The sequence below is a fragment of the Acinetobacter sp. ANC 4910 genome (assembly GCF_004331035.1).
Classification (GTDB): domain Bacteria; phylum Pseudomonadota; class Gammaproteobacteria; order Pseudomonadales; family Moraxellaceae; genus Acinetobacter.
The window spans coordinates 26,201-44,516 of sequence record NZ_SJNT01000011.1 but is presented as its reverse complement, the minus strand read 5'-3'; the positions used below and the strand labels follow the sequence as shown (position 1 = coordinate 44,516).

Below are 18,316 nucleotides of genomic sequence, written 5' to 3'. Positions count from 1 at the left end.
AATCATTTTTCTTCACCATAGCATAGTCCAATGATCAGCTTAAGTCAGGCTTTGTTGTCTTTAGTCGTAACGAATTATCAGGAGGGGATGGAAAATAAAAGACAGTCAATATCATCGTGATCATCAGTTGTTTTAGACCTGATCTGCATTAAAATGCCAGTCTGTCTTATAGCAATAACAAAGGATAATAAAGATGGGCGTGAAGCACTGGGTTTCAAAAAGTTTGTTGTGGGTCGCAATCAGTTTTTCTTCAATGACCATGGCTGCGGATATGACCAGCTATCGGGGGATGGGGACTGCGAAACAAGATTTTCCGACTTTTAAAGTTTTACAAGCGGGTGGCTTTATTGCCAAGAAACCTGAAGTTTCCCGTTATGACTACAACGATGTATTTCGCATTAAAAAACCACTCAAGTTTATGGGGCAAAATGTGGTCGCGGTGTCGGATGAATATATGTCACAGTATGTCGGCTGTTGTGTCAGTGAAGGTTGGGGGGCTGTATTAAGCAAAACTGCGGACTTGGCGGCGTTGCAACAATTTGCCAAAAAGAATCAGTGTTCTTTAGGCCTTATAGCAAACGATAATACTGATTATTATAGTCATATTCTAAAAAGACGACCGCAAGCTGAATATTATGAACTGTCTTGTCGGGAGCGAGATTTAGCGCAATATTAAATCATGTTTTATCCGACAGTAGATGTCACTCGGTGAGTTGGATTCACTCCGTATCTAATTAGAAAAATGATGAAACCCGCACAATGCGGGTTTATTTACCTTTATGATATTTTTATAGAAAACAAGCGCCTGCGGTTGCACCAAAGAGCATAACCCAAAGAGGATGTACTTTCTTAAACAGACTCATCACTGTCGTAATTGCAATGATGGCCATCAGTAAACTATTTTGTGCTGAAGCATCGGCAATAATCCATGCACTGACCAACACCAAGCCTACCGTAATCGGTTTTAAGGCTTTTTCAAAGCGTTCGCGTAGAGGATGGTCTTTAAACTGATTCCAGAATTTGAGTGCGAATACCGTAATCACGGATGATGGTCCAAATTTGGCAAATGAGGAGACCAACAGTCCCGCGGGACCCGCTACATGCCAACCCACCAGCGGAACAATCATCATATTGGGGCCGGGCGCTGCCTGTGCCATCGCAAACATGGTGCTAAATTCTGTGGCAGTTAACCAGTGATGTACTTCGACCACTTGATGTTGTATTTCAGGCAAAATGGCATTACCACCGCCAAAAGCCAGTAACGAAAGCTGAGTAAAAACGATGGCTAAAGCAATCAGAATCATGCGTTTTTTGCTCCTTTATTCAGGCTTAAAACTGTGATATTGAGGGTAACTAAAATCAGCAAAGTCAGCAGCAATGGAATTTTGATGACCAGCATAAATAAAAAAGTCATGCCAATGGTCAACCAAGTTAAATAACGTTTCATAATGGGACGTAGCATTTTTAATCCCATCGCAAACAACAAACCTGCGGCAGCCGCTGCCAAACCTTCAAGCATGTGTTTGACCATGGGGATGGACTGAAATTTTGCATACAGTTCATACAGCATAATCACAATTAAAGTGGGTGCTGAGATTAGACCCACCACAGCACTTATTGCACCTTTAATTCCTTGAAATTGATAGCCAATTGCGACTGACATATTAATAATATTGCCGCCAGGCAGTAGTTGGCACACTCCAAGTAAATGCGTGAATTCCTCAATCGTCAGCCATTTACGATCATCCACAATCATACGGTGTGCCAGTGGCAGTACTCCACCAAACCCCATCAGACCAAGTTTCATAAACCCCATAAATAATTCCTGATTATTGGGATGAATGTCTTGCTCCAATGTCATGACTTCAGTTTTCATTGCTGACCTCACTCGTTCTAATGTTAAAAGTATGCGCCTCTTGCGTTATAATGAAAAATTCTATTTATGGTGCAATCCATACCTAAAAAGTATGTTTGGTTTAGAGGGCGGAAGATGGATATACACAAGCTCAATGCCTTTGTGGTAGTGGTAGAAGAAAGTAATATTTCACGTGCAGCCGTGCGTTTAAATATGCAGCAGCCACCTTTGACCCGCATCATTAAAGGTCTGGAAGATGAATTGAATGTGCAGCTACTGAAGCGTTTACCGCGTGGCGTAGAGGCAACTGAAGCAGGGAAAGTGTTGTATCAGGAAGCACTAACCATATTGATGCATGCACAGGCAATTCCACAGCGCGTGAAGAACATTACCCAAGGTTTGGAAGGGCAGTTGAATATTGGCTTTACCAATTCGGTTGGGCTGCATCCTTTTTTACCTGCCTTGCTGCGGAGCTTCCGTGAAGCTTTTCCTGCGGTGTCGATTCATCTAGAAGAAGATGGCAGTAATTCACTGATTGATTCCATCAGCAATGATAAAAATGACATCGTATTTTTACGCAAACCCGCACCGATTGGTTTGGGGTTAAATAGCCTGCCCGTATTGGATGAGCCATTGATTGTGGCGATGCCGAATAATCATCCATTGGCAGAACAGCCAGATGCAATCCAATTGTTAGCTTTAGAGCCTTACGATTTTGTATTGTATCGCCGTTTAGCAGGGCAAGACTTATTCGACAATATTATGGCAAGTTGCTATCAGGCGGGGTTTAGTCCCAAAATTGTCCAAGAAGCCCCACGGTTAACCTCTAGTTTAAACTTGATTGCCGCAGGTATTGGTTTATCCATTGTGCCTGAAGCCATTCGAGATTTTTGGAACAAACAGATTGTGTATAAGTCGTTAAAGGCAGAGCCACCATTTATTGCCCCAATTTATGCAGTGTATAAGGACAATCCTGAAAATGTACGTTTACAGCATGTGTTGCGATTGTTGGGTAGACAGCACCACGAGATACAGAGTCATAACAACCAACGCTAAAGTCCTGTGCTACAAAGAAGCCAATCAGTTATTGGAATTCAGCAGATGTTTGTTCAGCTTGTGAAAATTCAGGGGAAATGGTCGGGTCTTGGTCGTGCGGTGTTGTTGGCAGCCACGGTTTTGGGTGCAACGCAGATGAGTATAGCGAGTACCACGGTCGATCAACTGAGTGATTGTCTAGTGAAATCGACGACGGCTACCGATAAAACTGCGGTGTTGCAGTGGACCTTTGTGGCGTTATCGACGCATCCCGATTTAAAGCAGTACAGTCAGGTCACGGAAGATCAGAAAACCGCACTAGATAAAAACGTGGCGCAGGTGTTGCAGCGCATTTTAGTCGAGCAATGTTCGGCACAAACCAAAGCCGTGATTCAGGCAGAGGGTATTCAAGCGGTTGGGGAGAGTTTTCAGCAGTTGGGACAGATTACAGGCGAGGAAATTGTAAAGAATACCGAAGTAAAGCAGCAGTTGAATGGTTTGTTGCGTTATGTGGATTTAAACAAGATGGTGACGACGTTTTTGACGCCTGAGATTTGGAATAAGTTGGGTGTGGTGCGTTAGTAGATTGCATAAAATCCCTCATTGATGAGGGATTTTTATTTTATTACAGTTTCATTTATCACAATGAACAGGCTTTGCCCTGATATTCATAACGGTTGACATCATATTTTTGACCATTCCAGCGGTAAACAGCAAAACAAAATCCGGGGCCACCATTTTCAATATCTGGCCAGCCGTCTTTTCCTTTGGTTTTTAGAAAAGTAGGGATGCCCATGTTTTCAAAAATGAGTTTCCAATTTCCAGTTTTTTGCTGAGTAACGATGTGGTAGCCGGCACCTGTATTGCCATAGCACATAGTGCTGGAATCAGAGATAACAGCGTCTTTTAGTCCATCACCATTTAAATCTTTATATGTGGTGATTTCACCTATATCGCAGTTGCCTTCCCAACCATACTTTGTTTTTTTGAAGCCAGCCGCTTTGAAGATTTGGCTGGCTTCTTTGGTAGGAACTTTGGGGTTGGTTTCTGCAAATGTAGTGGTGCTGAGGAAGGCAAGCGTAGAAAGTGTGAGGATAGCTGTTTTCATTTTTGTCCTTTGGTTTTTTTAAAGTATTAGAATGAGTTTAGTGTAGTTGATTTTGAGGAATTAGATAGGAGGTTTTAGCTCTCATTTATGAGGCATTTTTTGAGCTTTTAAATACATCTCCCTAACTTTTCTTAAAAAGGGGGATCCATTACAAAATTGATGACGGCATTGGATTTATAATGAAAGCTTCTTCTCTCATTGGGAGAAGGCGGAGGATGCTTTTTTACTAGGTATGTGGTTAATTAGCTTTTAAAAGTATGCAATCTATATTAAGATACTGAATTTTAATGAATTATAAATTTTATATGTTACAGTTTTTATTTTCATTTTTGATTTTATTAAGTATTTTGTTTTGGTGGGCTGAAGTAAATTATAGCGTCTTTTATAGAGTAAGAGAGAAAGTAAAGAAATTCTGTGATGACATAAAACAACAGACTAAGTTGAAAATAAATATATGTTTTATTATGGCTTTTTTAATTATTGGTCTTTTAATTGGATATCTAGGATATCAGTTATTTGATAAATTATATTCGCCATATTTTAAAGAGGTTCTTGATTCAAATAACCAACTCATTACTCTAAAAAAAACGTCTAACATTAATGACTCAAGTTTAATAGGTAATTGGGGAACTTTCGGAGATTTTATTGGTGGAACACTAAATCCAATTATTGGTTTTATTAGTATTATCCTATTATTTGCTACATGGTTCGTCACTTATCGTACATTAGAAGTGAGTCGGGAAGAGTTAAAGGAGAGTACAAATGCATTAAAAGATAATGCGGGAACGCAAAAAGAAATTCAGAAAACTCAAAAACTACAACAATTTGATAGTCTATTTTTTAATTTATTGAAAAATTTTCAATATTTAAATGTAATCTATTCTCAGCAAGAACAGCATAATAAGCAGTATGAAGATATCTTCATTGAAAAAAATAAAAATATAGCACTATTCCAAGATACAAATCTGCTTCAGTATTTTTCATCCTTAAATCTTATTCTTATAACCATTGGTAAAAAATTAGATATTACAGATAATCTTAATGAACAAATAGAAACACAAAATTATTATGTTGATATTGTATTAGCTCAGGTTCCAAATGGAATGTTGCACATTTTAGCATGGTATGCTTTTCAGGATAAAATTCTTCAAAAAACTCTAGAAAATTCAGGTTTTTTTAGAAATATGGACTTCAAATACTATGTCGAGAACAAAAGTGAAATTTTTGGAAATTATAATTTTGAGTTACTTTTACAATTACATAGATATGATGAAAAAATTTTTCAAAATAATAAAAAATTTTTAGATTTGAAAAGTACTTATTTATATGAGATTTTCTTTGGGGATGAGCCATTTATCTATAAATTCTTTCAGAAACAATATAATAAAGAAATTGTTTTGAATGTCGAAGCTGGACTTACAGGTAGGTATGAGCTAATCCTTACATTTAGTGAAAATGGTATGGAATACTGCTATCGGAATAAAGCTAATAAAAGGTTGGAATGCTACAGTATAGATTATCAAAATATGATTTTCACTACTGTTAGTATTTTAGCTAGGCAGAATAATAATTTCGGTTTTATTATACCCAATGGTGACGTTTCTAAAATTCAGATTGATAATTTAGAAACATATAAATTAATTGATATAAAAATCATATAAAAAAACCCGCTTCACAGCGGGTTTTTTTTCAAAATTAATCAGTCTTAACCAATCAACTTCTTCATTAATTCATTTACTTGCGCAGGGTTAGCTTTGCCTTTTGCAGCTTTCATCACTTGACCCACAAGACCGTTAAAGGCTTTCTCTTTACCAGACTTGTATTCCTCAACCATCTTCTCGTTGGCTGCAAGCACGTCTTTAATAATCGCTTCAATCGCACCTGTATCAGTTTCTTGCTTCAAGCCTTTTTCAGCAATAATGGCATCGGCAGTTTTGCCTTCTTCCCACATAAAGCCAAACACTTGCTTAGCGATTTTGCCGTTAATGGTATTGTCCACAATACGCGCGATCATGCCGCCCAATTGCTCAGCCGAAATAGGGGAATCCGCCAACTCTAAGCCTGCTTTGTTTAAAGCACCCGAGAATTCGCCCATCACCCAGTTTGCAGATACTTTACCTTGAGCCGCACCGCCAGCCGCTTCAACCACTGCTTCATAAAACTCAGACATTTCACGAGTCAGTGTTAACACGTGTGCATCGTACTCAGTCACCCCAAAGTCCGCCACGAAACGCTCACGACGTGCCGCAGGTAACTCAGGTAATGTTGCGCGTGCTGCTTCGATTTGTGCATCTGGAATAATCACAGGCAACAAGTCTGGGTCTGGGAAGTAGCGGTAATCGTTCGCTTCTTCTTTCGAACGCATCGAACGCGTTTCCATTTTTACTGGGTCAAATAGACGTGTTTCTTGGTCGATTTTGCCGCCGTCTTCCAAAATGTCCATTTGGCGTTCAATTTCAACATTGATCGCTTGTTCAATGAAACGGAATGAGTTGAGGTTTTTCAGTTCACAACGTGTACCAAATTCGTTGCCCGGACGACGTAGCGACACGTTACAGTCGGCACGGAATGAACCTTCTGCCATGTTACCGTCAGAAATACCTAACCAACGTACTAAAGTGTGAATCGACTTGATATACGCCACAGCTTCTTCAACCGAACGCATGTCAGGTTCAGACACGATTTCAAGTAAAGGTGTACCTGCACGGTTTAAGTCGATACCTGACATCCCTTCAAACTGGTCATGGATTGATTTACCCGCATCTTCTTCTAGGTGAGCACGTGTTACGCCAATGCGCTTCACCGTACCATCTTCAAGTTGAATGTCGATATGACCCAAGCCCACAATCGGGTTGTCCATCTGGCTAATTTGGTAGCCTTTTGGCGAGTCTGGATAGAAGTAGTTTTTACGTGCAAATACGGATGCTTGGTCGATGTACGCATCAATACCCAAACCAAAACGAATCGCCAAATCCACCACTTGTTTATTTAAAACAGGCAATACACCCGGCATAGCCAAGTCAACAAGGCTGGCTTGTGTATTTGGGTCTTGACCAAATTCAGTCGAAGAACCTGAGAAAATTTTAGATTTGGTCGCAAGCTGAGTGTGAATCTCAATCCCGATAACGACTTCCCAACCGTCAATCAATTTCAACTTTTGAGCTTCAGCCATTATGCATTCTCCTCAGCAATTGCTGCACGTTTGGTGTGCCAGTCCGTGTTTTGTTGGTATTGATGAACAATTGACAACAATTGTGATTCTGACCAGTAGTTACCAATCAACTGTAAACCAACAGGGAGTTGATCTTGGTCAAAGCCAACAGGGGCGTTGATGGCTGGTAAACCTGCCAAGTTCACTGCGATGGTGTAGATGTCGCCCAAATACACTTCGACTGGGTCTAACGATGCGCCAATGCGGTAAGCAGTCGTTGGTGCAGATGGTGCAGCAATCACATCGACTTGTTCAAAGGCTTTTAAGAAGTCTTGTTGAATTAAGCGACGAACTTTCTGTGCTTTCACGTAGTACGCATCGTAGTAACCCGCAGACAACGCATAGGTTCCAATCAAGATACGACGTTGTACTTCAGGGCCAAAACCTTCAGAACGAGAGCGTTTATACAGGTCTAAAATATCCGTCGGGTTTTCACAGCGATAGCCGTAACGCACGCCATCAAAACGAGAGAGGTTAGATGATGCTTCCGCAGGTGCAATCAAATAATAGGTTGGAACATAAGCTTCAGTCATGTTGAGATCAATCTCAACAAGTGTTGCGCCCATCTCTTCCAACTTCTTCAATGACTCTTCAACACGTGCTTTTACTGCGGCGTCTAAACCAGCGACATTAAAGTATTGCTTTGGAATACCAATGCGTAAGCCTTTAACCGCTGTGTTGTTTAGGTTTGCCACATAATCATCAACGTCTTTTTCAATAGACGTTGAGTCTTTCGCATCATGACCAGCCATCACGTTCATGAGGTAGGCACAGTCTTCTGCCGAACGTGCCATTGGGCCACCTTGATCGAGTGATGATGCATAAGCAATCATCCCGAAACGGGATACACGACCATAGGTCGGTTTTAGACCCGTTAAACCACAGAACGAAGCAGGCTGACGGATTGAACCGCCTGTATCGGTACCTGTCGCAAATGGAGCAAGGTCTGCTGCAACGGCTGCTGCAGAACCACCTGAAGAACCACCTGGTACATGACCTAAGTTCCAAGGGTTAGCTGTAGCACCGTAGAATGAGTTCTCAGAGGTTGAACCCATGGCAAATTCGTCCATGTTCACTTTACCTAAAGTCACCAGACCTGCGGTTTTACCTTTGGCAACCACTGTTGCATCGTAAGGAGAGATAAAGTTGTCCAACATCTTAGAACCCGCAGAAGTGCGAATGCCTTGAGTACAGAAAATATCTTTGTGTGCAATCGGCACGCCTGTGAGCACAGTCGCTTGACCTGCTTGACGTAAAGCATCTGCGGCATCGGCTTGAGCCAAAGCTTGTTCAGCCGTCACCGTCACATAGGATTGAACTTGAGCATCGATTTTTTCAATACGTTTTAAATAATGTGCAGTCAGTTCGCGAGAAGAGAATTGAGCTTGTGCCAAACCCTCAGCAAGTTCACGAATCGATAAGCGGTGTAAATCGGTCATGAGAAATAATTCTTTACGTTTAATTTAAAAAAAATGGTTCAACTGAGTGAAAATTATTCAATCACGCGTGGTACAAGGTACAAGCCTGCTTCAGTTGCAGGTGCAACAGCTTGATATTCTTCACGATGATTCTGTTCAGTCACCACGTCTTCACGTAACGGCTGTGGATTGTCGAAAGGGCTTTTCAATGGTTCAACACCTTCGGTGTCGATGCCTTTTAAGGTTTCCATCATGCCTAAAATTTTGTTTAAACTTTGAGCATATTCAGCAGATTGCGTATCATCTAGCGACAAACGAGCAAGATTGGCGATCGCTGAAACGGTTTGAGCATTTAAATCTGCTGAATGCTGAGCATCCGATGTAGACATAACATCACCTAATCAGTATTAAAAAATTTCAAAATATCGTGCGTTATAATAAGCGATTGACTTGTTCAAAGCATCACATTTAGTTAAAGTTGCGACCTTGCGTCCATATAAAGTTAAACTGAGAACGACCCCGTGATTCTAAAACGACTAATTGGCTTGTTTTCGCCAGACCTCGCCATTGATTTAGGTACAGCAAATACACTTATTTATGCACCAGGACGAGGCATTATATTAAATGAACCAACAGTTGTGGCTATTCGTCACAGTGGTTCACAAAAAATTGTTGCCGCTGTTGGTCTTGATGCGAAGCAAATGCTTGGTCGTACGCCTGCGAACATCTCTGCAATTCGCCCAATGAAAGACGGTGTAATTGCTGATTTTGAAGTGACTGAAACCATGCTGAACCAATTTATTGGTAAAGTGCATGAAAAGCGTTTATTTCCACCTGCACCACGCGTTGTGGTGTGTGTCCCATGTAAATCGACATTGGTTGAACGTCGTGCCATTCGTGAGGCTGTATTCAATGCAGGCGCACGTGATGTCCGTTTAATTGAAGAACCAATGGCTGCTGCAATTGGTGCAGGTTTACCTGTAGAACAAGCCTGCGGTTCGATGGTGGTAGATGTGGGTGGTGGTACAACTGAAATTGCGATTATTTCATTGCAAGGTTGTGTCTATGCTGACTCTTTACGTGTTGGTGGTGATGTGTTTGATGAACAAATCATTAACTATGTACGTAAAGCACATGGTTGCGTGATTGGTGAAACCACAGCAGAAAACATCAAGAAAGAAGTAGGCATGGCTTTACCAGATGAAAATGGTAAAACTTTAGAAATTGAAGTTCGTGGTCGTAACTTGGCAGAAGGTGTGCCACGTGCTATTACCGTAACTTCAAATGAAATTACCCAAGCGATTTCTGATCCTTTACAAAGCATTGTTTCAGCAGTGAAATCTGCATTGGAACAAACGCCACCTGAATTATCTTCAGATATTGCAGAGCGCGGCATTGTATTGACAGGGGGTGGTGCATTGCTACGTAACCTCGACAAATTATTGGCTCAGGAAACTGGTTTACCAGTCGTAGTTGCTGAAGATCCTTTAACTTGCGTCACTCGTGGTGGTGGTAAAGTTTTAGAATTCTTTGATAATCCAAATCACGACATGTTATTCGTTGGTTAATTAAGGATTTGGCTGTGCAAACAAATTTGTTTTCTAGGCAGCCCCCATCATTTCGCTCATTTATCATTGCGGTTGTAACATGTTTGGTGGTGCTATTTTTTAACTGGCGCTTACCTCATGTGATACAGCCTGCAAGAGATGTCTTGTATGCGGCATATAATCCCATTTATGCCTTGGCAAGTTATCCTGTATTGTCCAGCGAATGGTTAACTCAGCAGACCAAGTCTGAGGCACAATTACGTCGTGAAAACACTGCCATGCAGGCGGAGTTGCTACAAGCCCAAGTGCGTTTGCAAAAGCTGTCCGAGCTTTCTGCTGAAAATACACGTTTACGTGGTTTACTCGATACGCCTTTAATTATTGATGGTCGAATGGAAATTGCTGAAGTCATTGGGACGGATGCGGATCCATTACGCCATATTATTGTGATTAACCGTGGTTCAACCAACAACTTGAAAGTTGGACAAACGGTACTGGACGATAAAGGTATTATGGGGCAAATCATCAATGTGTATCCGCACAGTAGCCGTGTCATGCTGCTTTCCGACAAAGATCATTCTTTATCGGTACGTTTAGAGTACACAGGCATGCGTGCTATTGTTTCAGGTACAGGTGATTTAGGACATCTGAAAATGGAATACGTTCCGACCAGTGCCAATATTAAGGTGGGTGAAAAAGTGTATAGCTCAGGTTTAGGGGCGCATTTCCCAGCAGGATATTTGGTCGGTACAGTGTCTAAAGTGAGCCGACATACGACGGGTGAATTTGCACAGATTGATGTGGTTCCCGCGGCGCAGTTAGCCAGTGGTCATCATGTTGTGGTGCTGTTTTCCGATTCATTAGCGATGGAGCAGCCACATGCCAATCGCTAAGTTACGTCAAGAAAAACGTCAAGATCCGTTATTCCCAATCATCTTTTCAGTGATTGTTGCTTCTGTGCTGATGGTTTATCCATTGGCATATGCAGTTTCGGGCTGGCGTCCATTGTTTATGATGATGGTGATGCTGTTTTGGGTGCTGTGTCAGCCAACATGGTGTGGTGTCTGGTTTGCTTTCGGTACTGGTATTTTTGTTGATTTGTTGATGGATGCACCACTGGGCTTGAATGCCTTGTGTTTTGTGGTGATTAGTTTTGTGACGCGTTTTTTGATTCGTGAACGCCGTGTACTGACTTTTGCCAACCTGTGGGTTATTGCAGCGCTGGCAATTCTAGCTTATCTATTTATGATGTGGGTGGCACAAATTATGGGGGGCATTCAGTTTCCCTTTGCCCGACATTGGCAACCATTACTCACCAGTGTTTTGCTGTGGCCGCTGGTTTATTTTGTACTGAAAAAATGGCGCATCTAGTTCTTGCTTCTAGTTCTCCCAGACGTCGTGAGCTGCTTCAGCAGCTCGGTCTAGACTTCTTGGTTTATAGTCCTGAGATTGATGAATCTACGTTTGAGAATGAAACCGCAGCAGATTATGTCCAGCGTTTGGCTTGTGAAAAAGCGTCGGTAGTACAAGAAAAATTTCCAAATGCCGTCATTGTTGCTGCAGACACCAGTTTAAGTATCGATGGTGAAATTTTGGGTAAGCCAGAATCAAAAGACCATGCCTTTGAAATGTGGGCAAAAATATCGGGCAGAAAGCATGATGTATTTTCTGGGGTGTGTGTACGTACATCAGCGCAAATTTCAAGTATAGTGGTGCGTACCCAAGTCGAATTTCAAGTGTTGAGCCTGAAAGACATGGAAGACTATTGGGCAACAGGGGAACCTGAAGGGAAAGCGGGAGCTTATGCCATACAAGGGCTTGCTTCGCGTTATATTCCCTGTATTGAAGGCAGTTATACCAATGTAGTTGGTTTGCCGTTACATGAGACAGTCGAGTTATTCAAAGCCATTAAGCTATTAAATTAATGGTGAAACAAAAATTTTTATAATGTTTTGAGTCTTATTATGTCTGACGAGTTACTGATTAATGTCACACCGATGGAGTGTCGTGTGGCGTTAATTCAAAACGGTACAGTCAACGAGTTATATGTTGAACGTACTGTAAAACGGGGTTTGGTAGGAAATATTTATAAAGGCAAAGTGGTTCGTGTTTTGCCAGGTATGCAAGCGGCTTTTGTCGATATTGGTCTGTCGCGTACTGCTTTTTTACATATCAATGATATGATCTGGCCGCGGAATCAGCCTATTCCCAATGTTTTTGAGTTATTACAGCCCGGGCAAATTCTGACAGTCCAAGTCATGAAAGATATGCTGGGAACCAAAGGCGCGCGTTTAAGCACAGACCTTTCTATTCCTTCGCGTTATTTGGTGCTCATGCCTTTTGGTAATCATATTGGTGTATCGCAACGAATTGAATCGGAAGGAGAGCGTGAGCGTTTACGTTCTATTATTGAGAAGATCCAAGCCGAACATGAGTTGCCCGGTTCAGTTATTGTACGCACTGCTGCGGAAGGCATTGATGAAGCGTCCATTGCACAGGATATGGCGTATTTGGCAAAGTTGTGGGAATACATCCAACGTAAACAAAAAAATATTGCCGTACCTTCGCTTATTTTTGAAGAATTACCCTTACCACAACGTATTATTCGTGATTTAGCGAATGAAAATACTGTAAAAATTTCCGTTGACTCACGTGAAATTCATGCCAAATTGCAGGAATTCGTGGCTGAGTTTGTGCCAAATATGCAGAGTCGTTTGATTCACTATCCTGGTGAACGACCAATTTTTGACTTATATAATGTTGAAGAAGACATTCAGAAAGCGTTACAAACACGTGTTGCTTTAAAGTCGGGCGGTTATTTAATGATTGACCAGACCGAGGCCATGACCACAATTGATGTCAATACGGGTTCCTATGTGGGTGGTAGAACACTGGAAGATACCGTGTTTAAAACCAATATGGAGGCAACGCAGGTCATTGCACGCCAGTTACGCTTACGTAACTTGGGTGGCATTATTATCATTGATTTCATTGATATGCAGGAAGCTCAGCATCGTGAAGAAGTGATGAGTCAGTTTGATCGCATGTTGGAACGTGACCATGCCAAGACCAAAATTACGCAGGTTTCTGAGTTAGGTCTGGTGGAAATGACGCGTAAGCGTACCCGTGAGTCATTAGAACATTTGTTATGTGAATCTTGTCCGACGTGTCAGGGGCGTGGTTATGTCAAAACAGCAGAGACGGTATGTTACGAAATCTTTCGAGAAATCTTACGGTATACCCGAGCTTTTGAATCACAGAGTGGCTTTACTGTTGTCGCACATCCATCTGTGATTGATCGCTTACTTACGGCAGAAGCGCCAGCTGTGGCGGATTTAGAGCATTTCATTAATCGCGTGATTAAATTTCAGGTGGAAAATTTATATACGCAAGAGCAATACGATATCATTCTGAGCTGAAATTGTAACAGGATGTCGTTAAACACTTGTTACAACTGAAATTTTACTTTCGAGCTGGTTTTTTCAATACTACTCATACCAAGTAGCCAAACTAAATTTTCATTTTTGGAGAATTTGGTCTTAGCAAGAAGAGGTGTGAAATGGGCATGAGTGAAAAAATTATCAAACAAGGTATCAAGCACGTGCTAGATAATAAAAACGTACATACGGGTTATATCGTAGATGAACAAGGCAAAGAAACTCAAATTACAACTGCCATGGTTCGTTCGGTATGTCATCAATTACTGAAACAGTGTCGTAGTATTAAAGCTTAAGGGGCTCACATGAAGCCCCTTAATTTATTTTGCAGTATCTTGCTGTGCTGTTTTAGCGGTTAACTCACCGCTTGCAACTTTGGGTTCTTTACTCCAACAATACTTTCAAAACGTTGAATTTCTTCTTCCAAATGCGTCAACAAGTTTTGCATTTTAGGTAGTGCAACACGGCATGCCGTTAGACCAACTTCAAGCTTATCCAAATAACTGGTCATCGTAATATTGAGCGCTTGACCATCTAAGATAATGGATGCTGGATATAAGGCATCTAATTTGGCGCCATTCCAATATAAAGGTTCACGTGGACCTGGTACGTTAGAGATAACCAAATTGAATGCCTGACGTTTTGGCATTAAACCTGATGCAATATTTAGACCTGCGGCTCCATATACAAAAGCACTATAATTCATGATTTGGTTTGAATTCATGCGTTTAAAGCGTTCTTTTGCATTGAGGACACTACGACGAATAATCTGCAAACGTTCTAAAGGATCTTCTTTATGTGTGCCCAAATTTGCCAAAATCATGGTAATTCGATTCGATACTTCTGAATCATCATCCCGAATAGAAGCAGGAACCATGGCAATCAAAGGCTTTTTCGGCAGGGCATTTTGACTCAGTAAATATTCACGTAATGCACCAGAGCAAATCGCCAATACCACATCGTTAATAGTGACATTTAAAGATGTCGCGATATGACGCAGACGATCAAAATCAAAAGACTGGGCAGCAAAGCGGCGTGATGAACTGACACGCTGATTCAAAATACTGCTTGGTGCTTGAAAGCTAGACACATAGTCTGGATTACGCCCCATATCCTGCATTACTGTTTTGGAAAGTTCCCGCATCACGATAGGGGTTGCTTCAACCTGTTGCTTCAACCCAGTGATGATTTTTTTCATGCGGCTGACTTTCGCTTCTTTTATGCGTTTTGCACGAGGTCCTTCAACACACCACGGTGGCACAATGCTTTTGGCATTTGGATCGTGAGAGAGTGATTTTTCGACCAGACGCATACCCGCAATACCATCGACCATGGCATGGTGAATTTTAAAATACATAGCAAAACGGTTACCTTCGATTCCCTCGATGATGTAACACGTCCATAAAGGCTTAGCTCGATCAATAAGGGCGCTATGCTCTTGTGAGATATAGGTCAGTAATTCACGAATGCGTCCAGGATGGGGTAATGCAATATGGCGAAAATGATGATCGAGATCAAACTCTTCATCTTCATCCCATAGCAGACCATTTAATTTATTGTTAAATGGTGGGATGGGAATAGATTTTGAGTTGCGAATATCTGCAACTAAATTCTGTAGAAAAGTTTCAGGTGCATGTTCAGGAATTTGGAAAAGAAATAATCCCCCAACGTGCATAGGTTGCTGCCGTTTTTCTAATGTTAAAAAAATAAAGTCAATGGGGTGTAATGGGCGCATAGTATTGATTGCCTCACTGCAATTTCTGCGGTGACTCCTTTCTGAGACACCTTGTTAGAATTATAAAACTTGATTTGAGTATAGCGCCTTTTACTTAGAAAAGTTACGGCTTTATATGTCCATCAATCTGAAAAAAAACCACTGAATAGTTCAGTGGCTTTGGCTTGACAAAATTATTTTGATAAATTACCTGCATGTAATCCGCATTCTTTATGGGTGGCTTCTTCCCACCACCAACGACCTTCACGCTCATGTTGATTGGGCAATACTGGTCGCGTACATGGTTCACAGCCAATTGAAATAAAACCACGCTCATGTAATGGATTGTATGGCACTTCCATCATACGGATATAGCTCCATACTTCTGCACTTGACCAATTGGCTAAAGGATTGTATTTAATCAGCTGTTTATCTGGACCAGAAAAACCAACATCAGATTGAACCACTGGAATTTCTGTGCGTGTGCCAGGGCTTTGGTCTTTACGCTGACCCGTAATCCAACCATCTAAAGTCGCCAGTTTTTTACGTAAAGGTTGTACTTTGCGAATACCACAACATTCTTTATGGTCATCTTGGTAAAAACTGAATAATCCTTTTTCATTCACGAGCGCTTGGACTGCTTCAGATTCTGGGAAACAGATTTCGATATTAATGTTGTAATGTTTACGTACAGTTTCAATAAATTGATAGGTTTCTGGGTGTAAACGCCCCGTGTCTAAGCTAAAAACACGGAATGGTTTACCCAGATTGGCAGCCATATCAATCAGTACAACATCTTCAGCGCCCGAAAAAGAAATGGCAATTTCACCTTCTTGATTCAGTGCGAGTTCTAAAATTTCACTTGGAGATTTATCCGCATATTCAGATGCAAGTGCATCAATATGATCGACAGTAGGGATAGTAGTCATTAGAGTTCCTGGCTATAGGCTTGGAGACTTCAAAACCTATATTAAAAGATTTTGAAAATATTCTAATTGAATTGAATATTTCTACTTAGCATTAAAAAATAAATGCTTATGAAAAAAATAGATTTAAAAAACAGCAATTACTGAATCATAAGTTGATGCTATTATAGTCCAAATTTTTTTCATAGACAGTTGGGAGCATTCATGGAAGTTGTATGTCTTGATTTAGAGGGTGTGTTAGTTCCAGAAATTTGGATTAACTTTGCAAAAAAAACTGGAATTAAAGCGCTAGAAGCGACAACACGTGATATTCCTGACTACGATGTGTTGATGACACAGCGCTTAAATCTTCTTAAGCAACATAATTTAGGCTTGGATGATATTCAAGAAGTGATTGCGGAAATGGGACCCTTTCCAGGTGCGAAAGAGTTTGTTGAATGGGTCAGCACGCATTTTCAACTGATTATTCTCTCAGACACTTTTTATGAGTTTGCACATCCACTGATGAAACAATTGGGTTGGCCAACCATTTTCTGTCATAAGTTAGAAACAGATGAGCAGGGCATGATTTCTGCTTATAAATTACGTCAACCAGACCAAAAGCGTCAGGCAGTGAAAGCACTTCATGGTTTAAACTTCCGTGTGATTGCCGCGGGTGATTCATATAATGACACCACAATGTTGGGCGAAGCAGATCATGGTTTCTTGTTTGATGCGCCAGAAAATGTGATTGCTGAGTTTCCACAATTCCCAGCAATCAACGGTTATGATGCGTTAAAAGAAGCTATTCGTAAGGCATCTATACGTGATATTCCTGCTTAATTTTATAAGATTAAAGCAAAAAAAAGACGGACTTATAAGTCCGTCTTTTTTATTTCAAAGATTAGAATTTATAGCCAAATTTCAATCCGTAAGCAATTGCTTCATTATCAGAGAAATCACCAACAACATTACCGCCAGTTTGTGCCTTAGCGTCCCCTAACCAGAAGTACTTAACACCAGCTTGAACAAAATAATTTTCTGCTGGGCTATATTGACCACCCAAGCCTGCACTCCAATAGCCTTCAACTGGGCCTAAAGTTGTAACGGGATTACCTGCACCTGAATCCCAACCTGCTGAAACAGAACCAGACCATTTTTTATTGAATTTATGACCTAGACCAATTGTTGCAGAAATTTGATCATCAGAATAATCGATCAGGTTTTGTGCTTTACCTTTCGCGATTTTTGATGCGGTTGCTAAAGCTGTTGGGCTAACAGCAAATTGGTCCCAGTGTACCCAACGTACATTTGCGAAAGCTAAAGTATCTTTTGCAACACCAGTTTGAAAGTCTACATTCACAGACTGTGGTGTGACCACTTCAGTTTGGCTGGTGACAGAACGTAAGTCTACGCCACTTGGTAAAGTTGGTAAGTAATTCGGTGGAATATAGATATTTGAAGTTTCTGTAGTATCTAATTCGTGTTTAATTTCAGAGCGGTAGGTTACAGCTGCTTTTAATGCAATTTCTGGAATTTGATACGCTGCACCAGCTAACCAACCATAAGCCTCGTCTTCTTTTAGGTTAATGTCATAACCAGAAAGTAACGAGTAAGCTGCACCACGTAAAGAGACATCACCCTTTACCGTTTGATAAACAGGGCCTGCATAAAAATTCCAGTTTTCAGTTGGTTGGTAGCCGACAATCAGGGATAAGTTGTTGGTACGAACTTTAACACTAGTACCTTCTACGCCATTACCAAAAGTACCCGCTTCAGCAGAATATTGAGAGTCAGCTCCATAAGGTTGGTCGTAAAGTAAACCAAAAGAAAAATGTTCGGTTGCCTGAACTTTAAGTGCAGCTGATGGGAAATAATAGTCATCCGCCATGTCTGTTACAGCAGCCCCACTATTACTTTTACCACTTACATTCGGATCTAAAATACTGATTGAAGCTTCAGCATAGTTTCCTGATTGCAAAAAAGGCAGGATAGATTGACCAGAACGATCGAGACCCGCTGCAAATGTAGAGGTGGTAGGAATAAGACAGAGTAAAATTGCTTTTTTAAGGGCTGTAAGCTTCAT

General features: G+C 41.0%; 20 protein-coding genes. 11 read left to right on the top strand and 9 right to left on the bottom strand.

Annotated features, from left to right (window positions below; genetic code table 11):
- The first annotated feature begins 193 nt into the window (after window positions 1–193).
- Complete coding sequence (locus E0H82_RS12475; protein ID WP_131265091.1) at window positions 194–676, top strand: hypothetical protein; 483 nt, start codon at window positions 194–196, stop codon at window positions 674–676.
- Window positions 677–788: 112 nt separating this feature from the next.
- On the opposite strand, the gene E0H82_RS12470 is transcribed toward E0H82_RS12475, so the two are convergent.
- Together E0H82_RS12470 and E0H82_RS12465 are read right to left on the bottom strand one after the other, a co-directional pair.
- Window positions 789–1,304 carry a chromate transporter gene (locus E0H82_RS12470; protein WP_131265090.1) on the bottom strand — a complete coding sequence of 172 codons (516 nt, stop codon included), beginning with the start codon at window positions 1,302–1,304 and terminating at the stop codon, window positions 789–791.
- Window positions 1,301–1,876, bottom strand: a complete 576-nt coding sequence (locus E0H82_RS12465) for a chromate transporter (RefSeq protein ID WP_131265089.1) — start codon at window positions 1,874–1,876, stop codon at window positions 1,301–1,303. The genes E0H82_RS12470 and E0H82_RS12465 overlap by 4 nt, the downstream gene beginning before the upstream one ends.
- A 114-nt stretch (window positions 1,877–1,990) precedes the next feature.
- Between E0H82_RS12465 and E0H82_RS12460 the strand changes: the two genes are divergently transcribed.
- Together E0H82_RS12460 and E0H82_RS12455 are read left to right on the top strand one after the other, a co-directional pair.
- Window positions 1,991–2,911: a LysR family transcriptional regulator gene (locus E0H82_RS12460; RefSeq protein WP_131265088.1), complete on the top strand. Its 921-nt coding sequence runs from the start codon at window positions 1,991–1,993 to the stop codon at window positions 2,909–2,911.
- Window positions 2,912–2,956: 45 nt separating this feature from the next.
- Window positions 2,957–3,472: a hypothetical protein gene (locus tag E0H82_RS12455; RefSeq protein WP_131265087.1), complete on the top strand. Its 516-nt coding sequence runs from the start codon at window positions 2,957–2,959 to the stop codon at window positions 3,470–3,472.
- Window positions 3,473–3,530: 58 nt separating this feature from the next.
- Here the strand turns inward: E0H82_RS12455 and E0H82_RS12450 are convergent, their stop codons facing one another.
- Entirely contained in the window at window positions 3,531–3,998 is a 468-nt protein-coding gene (locus tag E0H82_RS12450; protein ID WP_131265086.1) for a hypothetical protein, read from the bottom strand.
- Window positions 3,999–4,285: 287 nt separating this feature from the next.
- On the opposite strand from E0H82_RS12450, the gene E0H82_RS12445 reads away from it, so the two are divergent.
- Window positions 4,286–5,659, top strand: a complete 1,374-nt coding sequence (locus tag E0H82_RS12445) for a hypothetical protein (protein ID WP_131265085.1) — start codon at window positions 4,286–4,288, stop codon at window positions 5,657–5,659.
- Window positions 5,660–5,703: 44 nt separating this feature from the next.
- Here E0H82_RS12445 and gatB read toward each other — a convergent pair whose 3' ends face one another.
- The 3 genes from gatB to gatC are packed head-to-tail and all read right to left on the bottom strand — an operon-like array spanning window position 5,704 to window position 9,016.
- The gene (gene gatB, locus E0H82_RS12440; RefSeq protein WP_131265084.1) at window positions 5,704–7,170 is read right to left on the bottom strand and encodes an Asp-tRNA(Asn)/Glu-tRNA(Gln) amidotransferase subunit GatB; all 1,467 of its coding nucleotides are present in this window, start codon (window positions 7,168–7,170) and stop codon (window positions 5,704–5,706) included.
- Window positions 7,170–8,648 carry an Asp-tRNA(Asn)/Glu-tRNA(Gln) amidotransferase subunit GatA gene (gene gatA, locus E0H82_RS12435; protein WP_131265083.1) on the bottom strand — a complete coding sequence of 493 codons (1,479 nt, stop codon included), beginning with the start codon at window positions 8,646–8,648 and terminating at the stop codon, window positions 7,170–7,172. The genes gatB and gatA overlap by 1 nt, the downstream gene beginning before the upstream one ends.
- 53 nt (window positions 8,649–8,701) lie before the next feature.
- Window positions 8,702–9,016 (bottom strand): Asp-tRNA(Asn)/Glu-tRNA(Gln) amidotransferase subunit GatC, encoded by a 315-nt coding sequence (gene gatC / locus E0H82_RS12430; protein ID WP_100242180.1) that lies wholly within the window; start codon window positions 9,014–9,016, stop codon window positions 8,702–8,704.
- A 132-nt stretch (window positions 9,017–9,148) separates the two neighbouring features.
- Here gatC and E0H82_RS12425 point away from each other — a divergent pair, with 132 nt between their 5' ends.
- The 6 genes from E0H82_RS12425 to E0H82_RS16560 all read left to right on the top strand — a co-directional run bounded on the left by E0H82_RS12425 (window position 9,149) and on the right by E0H82_RS16560 (window position 13,907).
- Window positions 9,149–10,195, top strand: a complete 1,047-nt coding sequence (locus E0H82_RS12425; protein WP_131265082.1) for a rod shape-determining protein — start codon at window positions 9,149–9,151, stop codon at window positions 10,193–10,195.
- Between the two features lie 14 nt (window positions 10,196–10,209).
- Entirely contained in the window at window positions 10,210–11,067 is an 858-nt protein-coding gene (mreC, locus tag E0H82_RS12420) for a rod shape-determining protein MreC (RefSeq protein ID WP_016165347.1), read from the top strand.
- On the top strand, window positions 11,054–11,545 hold the full coding sequence (gene mreD, locus E0H82_RS12415; protein ID WP_116760059.1) for a rod shape-determining protein MreD: 492 nt from the start codon (window positions 11,054–11,056) through the stop codon (window positions 11,543–11,545). Before mreC ends, mreD begins: the two co-directional genes overlap by 14 nt.
- Window positions 11,533–12,099, top strand: coding sequence for a Maf family nucleotide pyrophosphatase (locus E0H82_RS12410; protein ID WP_131265081.1), 567 nt, complete (start codon window positions 11,533–11,535; stop codon window positions 12,097–12,099). The genes mreD and E0H82_RS12410 overlap by 13 nt, the downstream gene beginning before the upstream one ends.
- Window positions 12,100–12,138: 39 nt before the next feature.
- Window positions 12,139–13,593 (top strand): ribonuclease G, encoded by a 1,455-nt coding sequence (rng, locus tag E0H82_RS12405; RefSeq protein ID WP_131265080.1) that lies wholly within the window; start codon window positions 12,139–12,141, stop codon window positions 13,591–13,593.
- 140 nt (window positions 13,594–13,733) lie between these two features.
- Window positions 13,734–13,907, top strand: a complete 174-nt coding sequence (locus tag E0H82_RS16560) for a PA1571 family protein (RefSeq protein ID WP_016165343.1) — start codon at window positions 13,734–13,736, stop codon at window positions 13,905–13,907.
- 59 nt (window positions 13,908–13,966) lie between these two features.
- Here E0H82_RS16560 and E0H82_RS12400 read toward each other — a convergent pair whose 3' ends face one another.
- Together E0H82_RS12400 and E0H82_RS12395 are read right to left on the bottom strand one after the other, a co-directional pair.
- A complete protein-coding gene (locus tag E0H82_RS12400; protein WP_131265079.1) occupies window positions 13,967–15,346 on the bottom strand; it encodes a WS/DGAT/MGAT family O-acyltransferase in 1,380 nt (459 codons plus the stop codon).
- A 173-nt stretch (window positions 15,347–15,519) separates the two neighbouring features.
- Window positions 15,520–16,254 (bottom strand): phosphoadenylyl-sulfate reductase, encoded by a 735-nt coding sequence (locus tag E0H82_RS12395; protein WP_131265078.1) that lies wholly within the window; start codon window positions 16,252–16,254, stop codon window positions 15,520–15,522.
- A gap of 201 nt (window positions 16,255–16,455) precedes the next feature.
- Between E0H82_RS12395 and thrH the strand changes: the two genes are divergently transcribed.
- The gene (thrH, locus tag E0H82_RS12390; protein WP_131265077.1) at window positions 16,456–17,073 is read left to right on the top strand and encodes a bifunctional phosphoserine phosphatase/homoserine phosphotransferase ThrH; all 618 of its coding nucleotides are present in this window, start codon (window positions 16,456–16,458) and stop codon (window positions 17,071–17,073) included.
- A gap of 61 nt (window positions 17,074–17,134) precedes the next feature.
- Here the strand turns inward: thrH and E0H82_RS12385 are convergent, their stop codons facing one another.
- Window positions 17,135–18,316, bottom strand: a complete 1,182-nt coding sequence (locus tag E0H82_RS12385; protein WP_131265076.1) for an OmpP1/FadL family transporter — start codon at window positions 18,314–18,316, stop codon at window positions 17,135–17,137.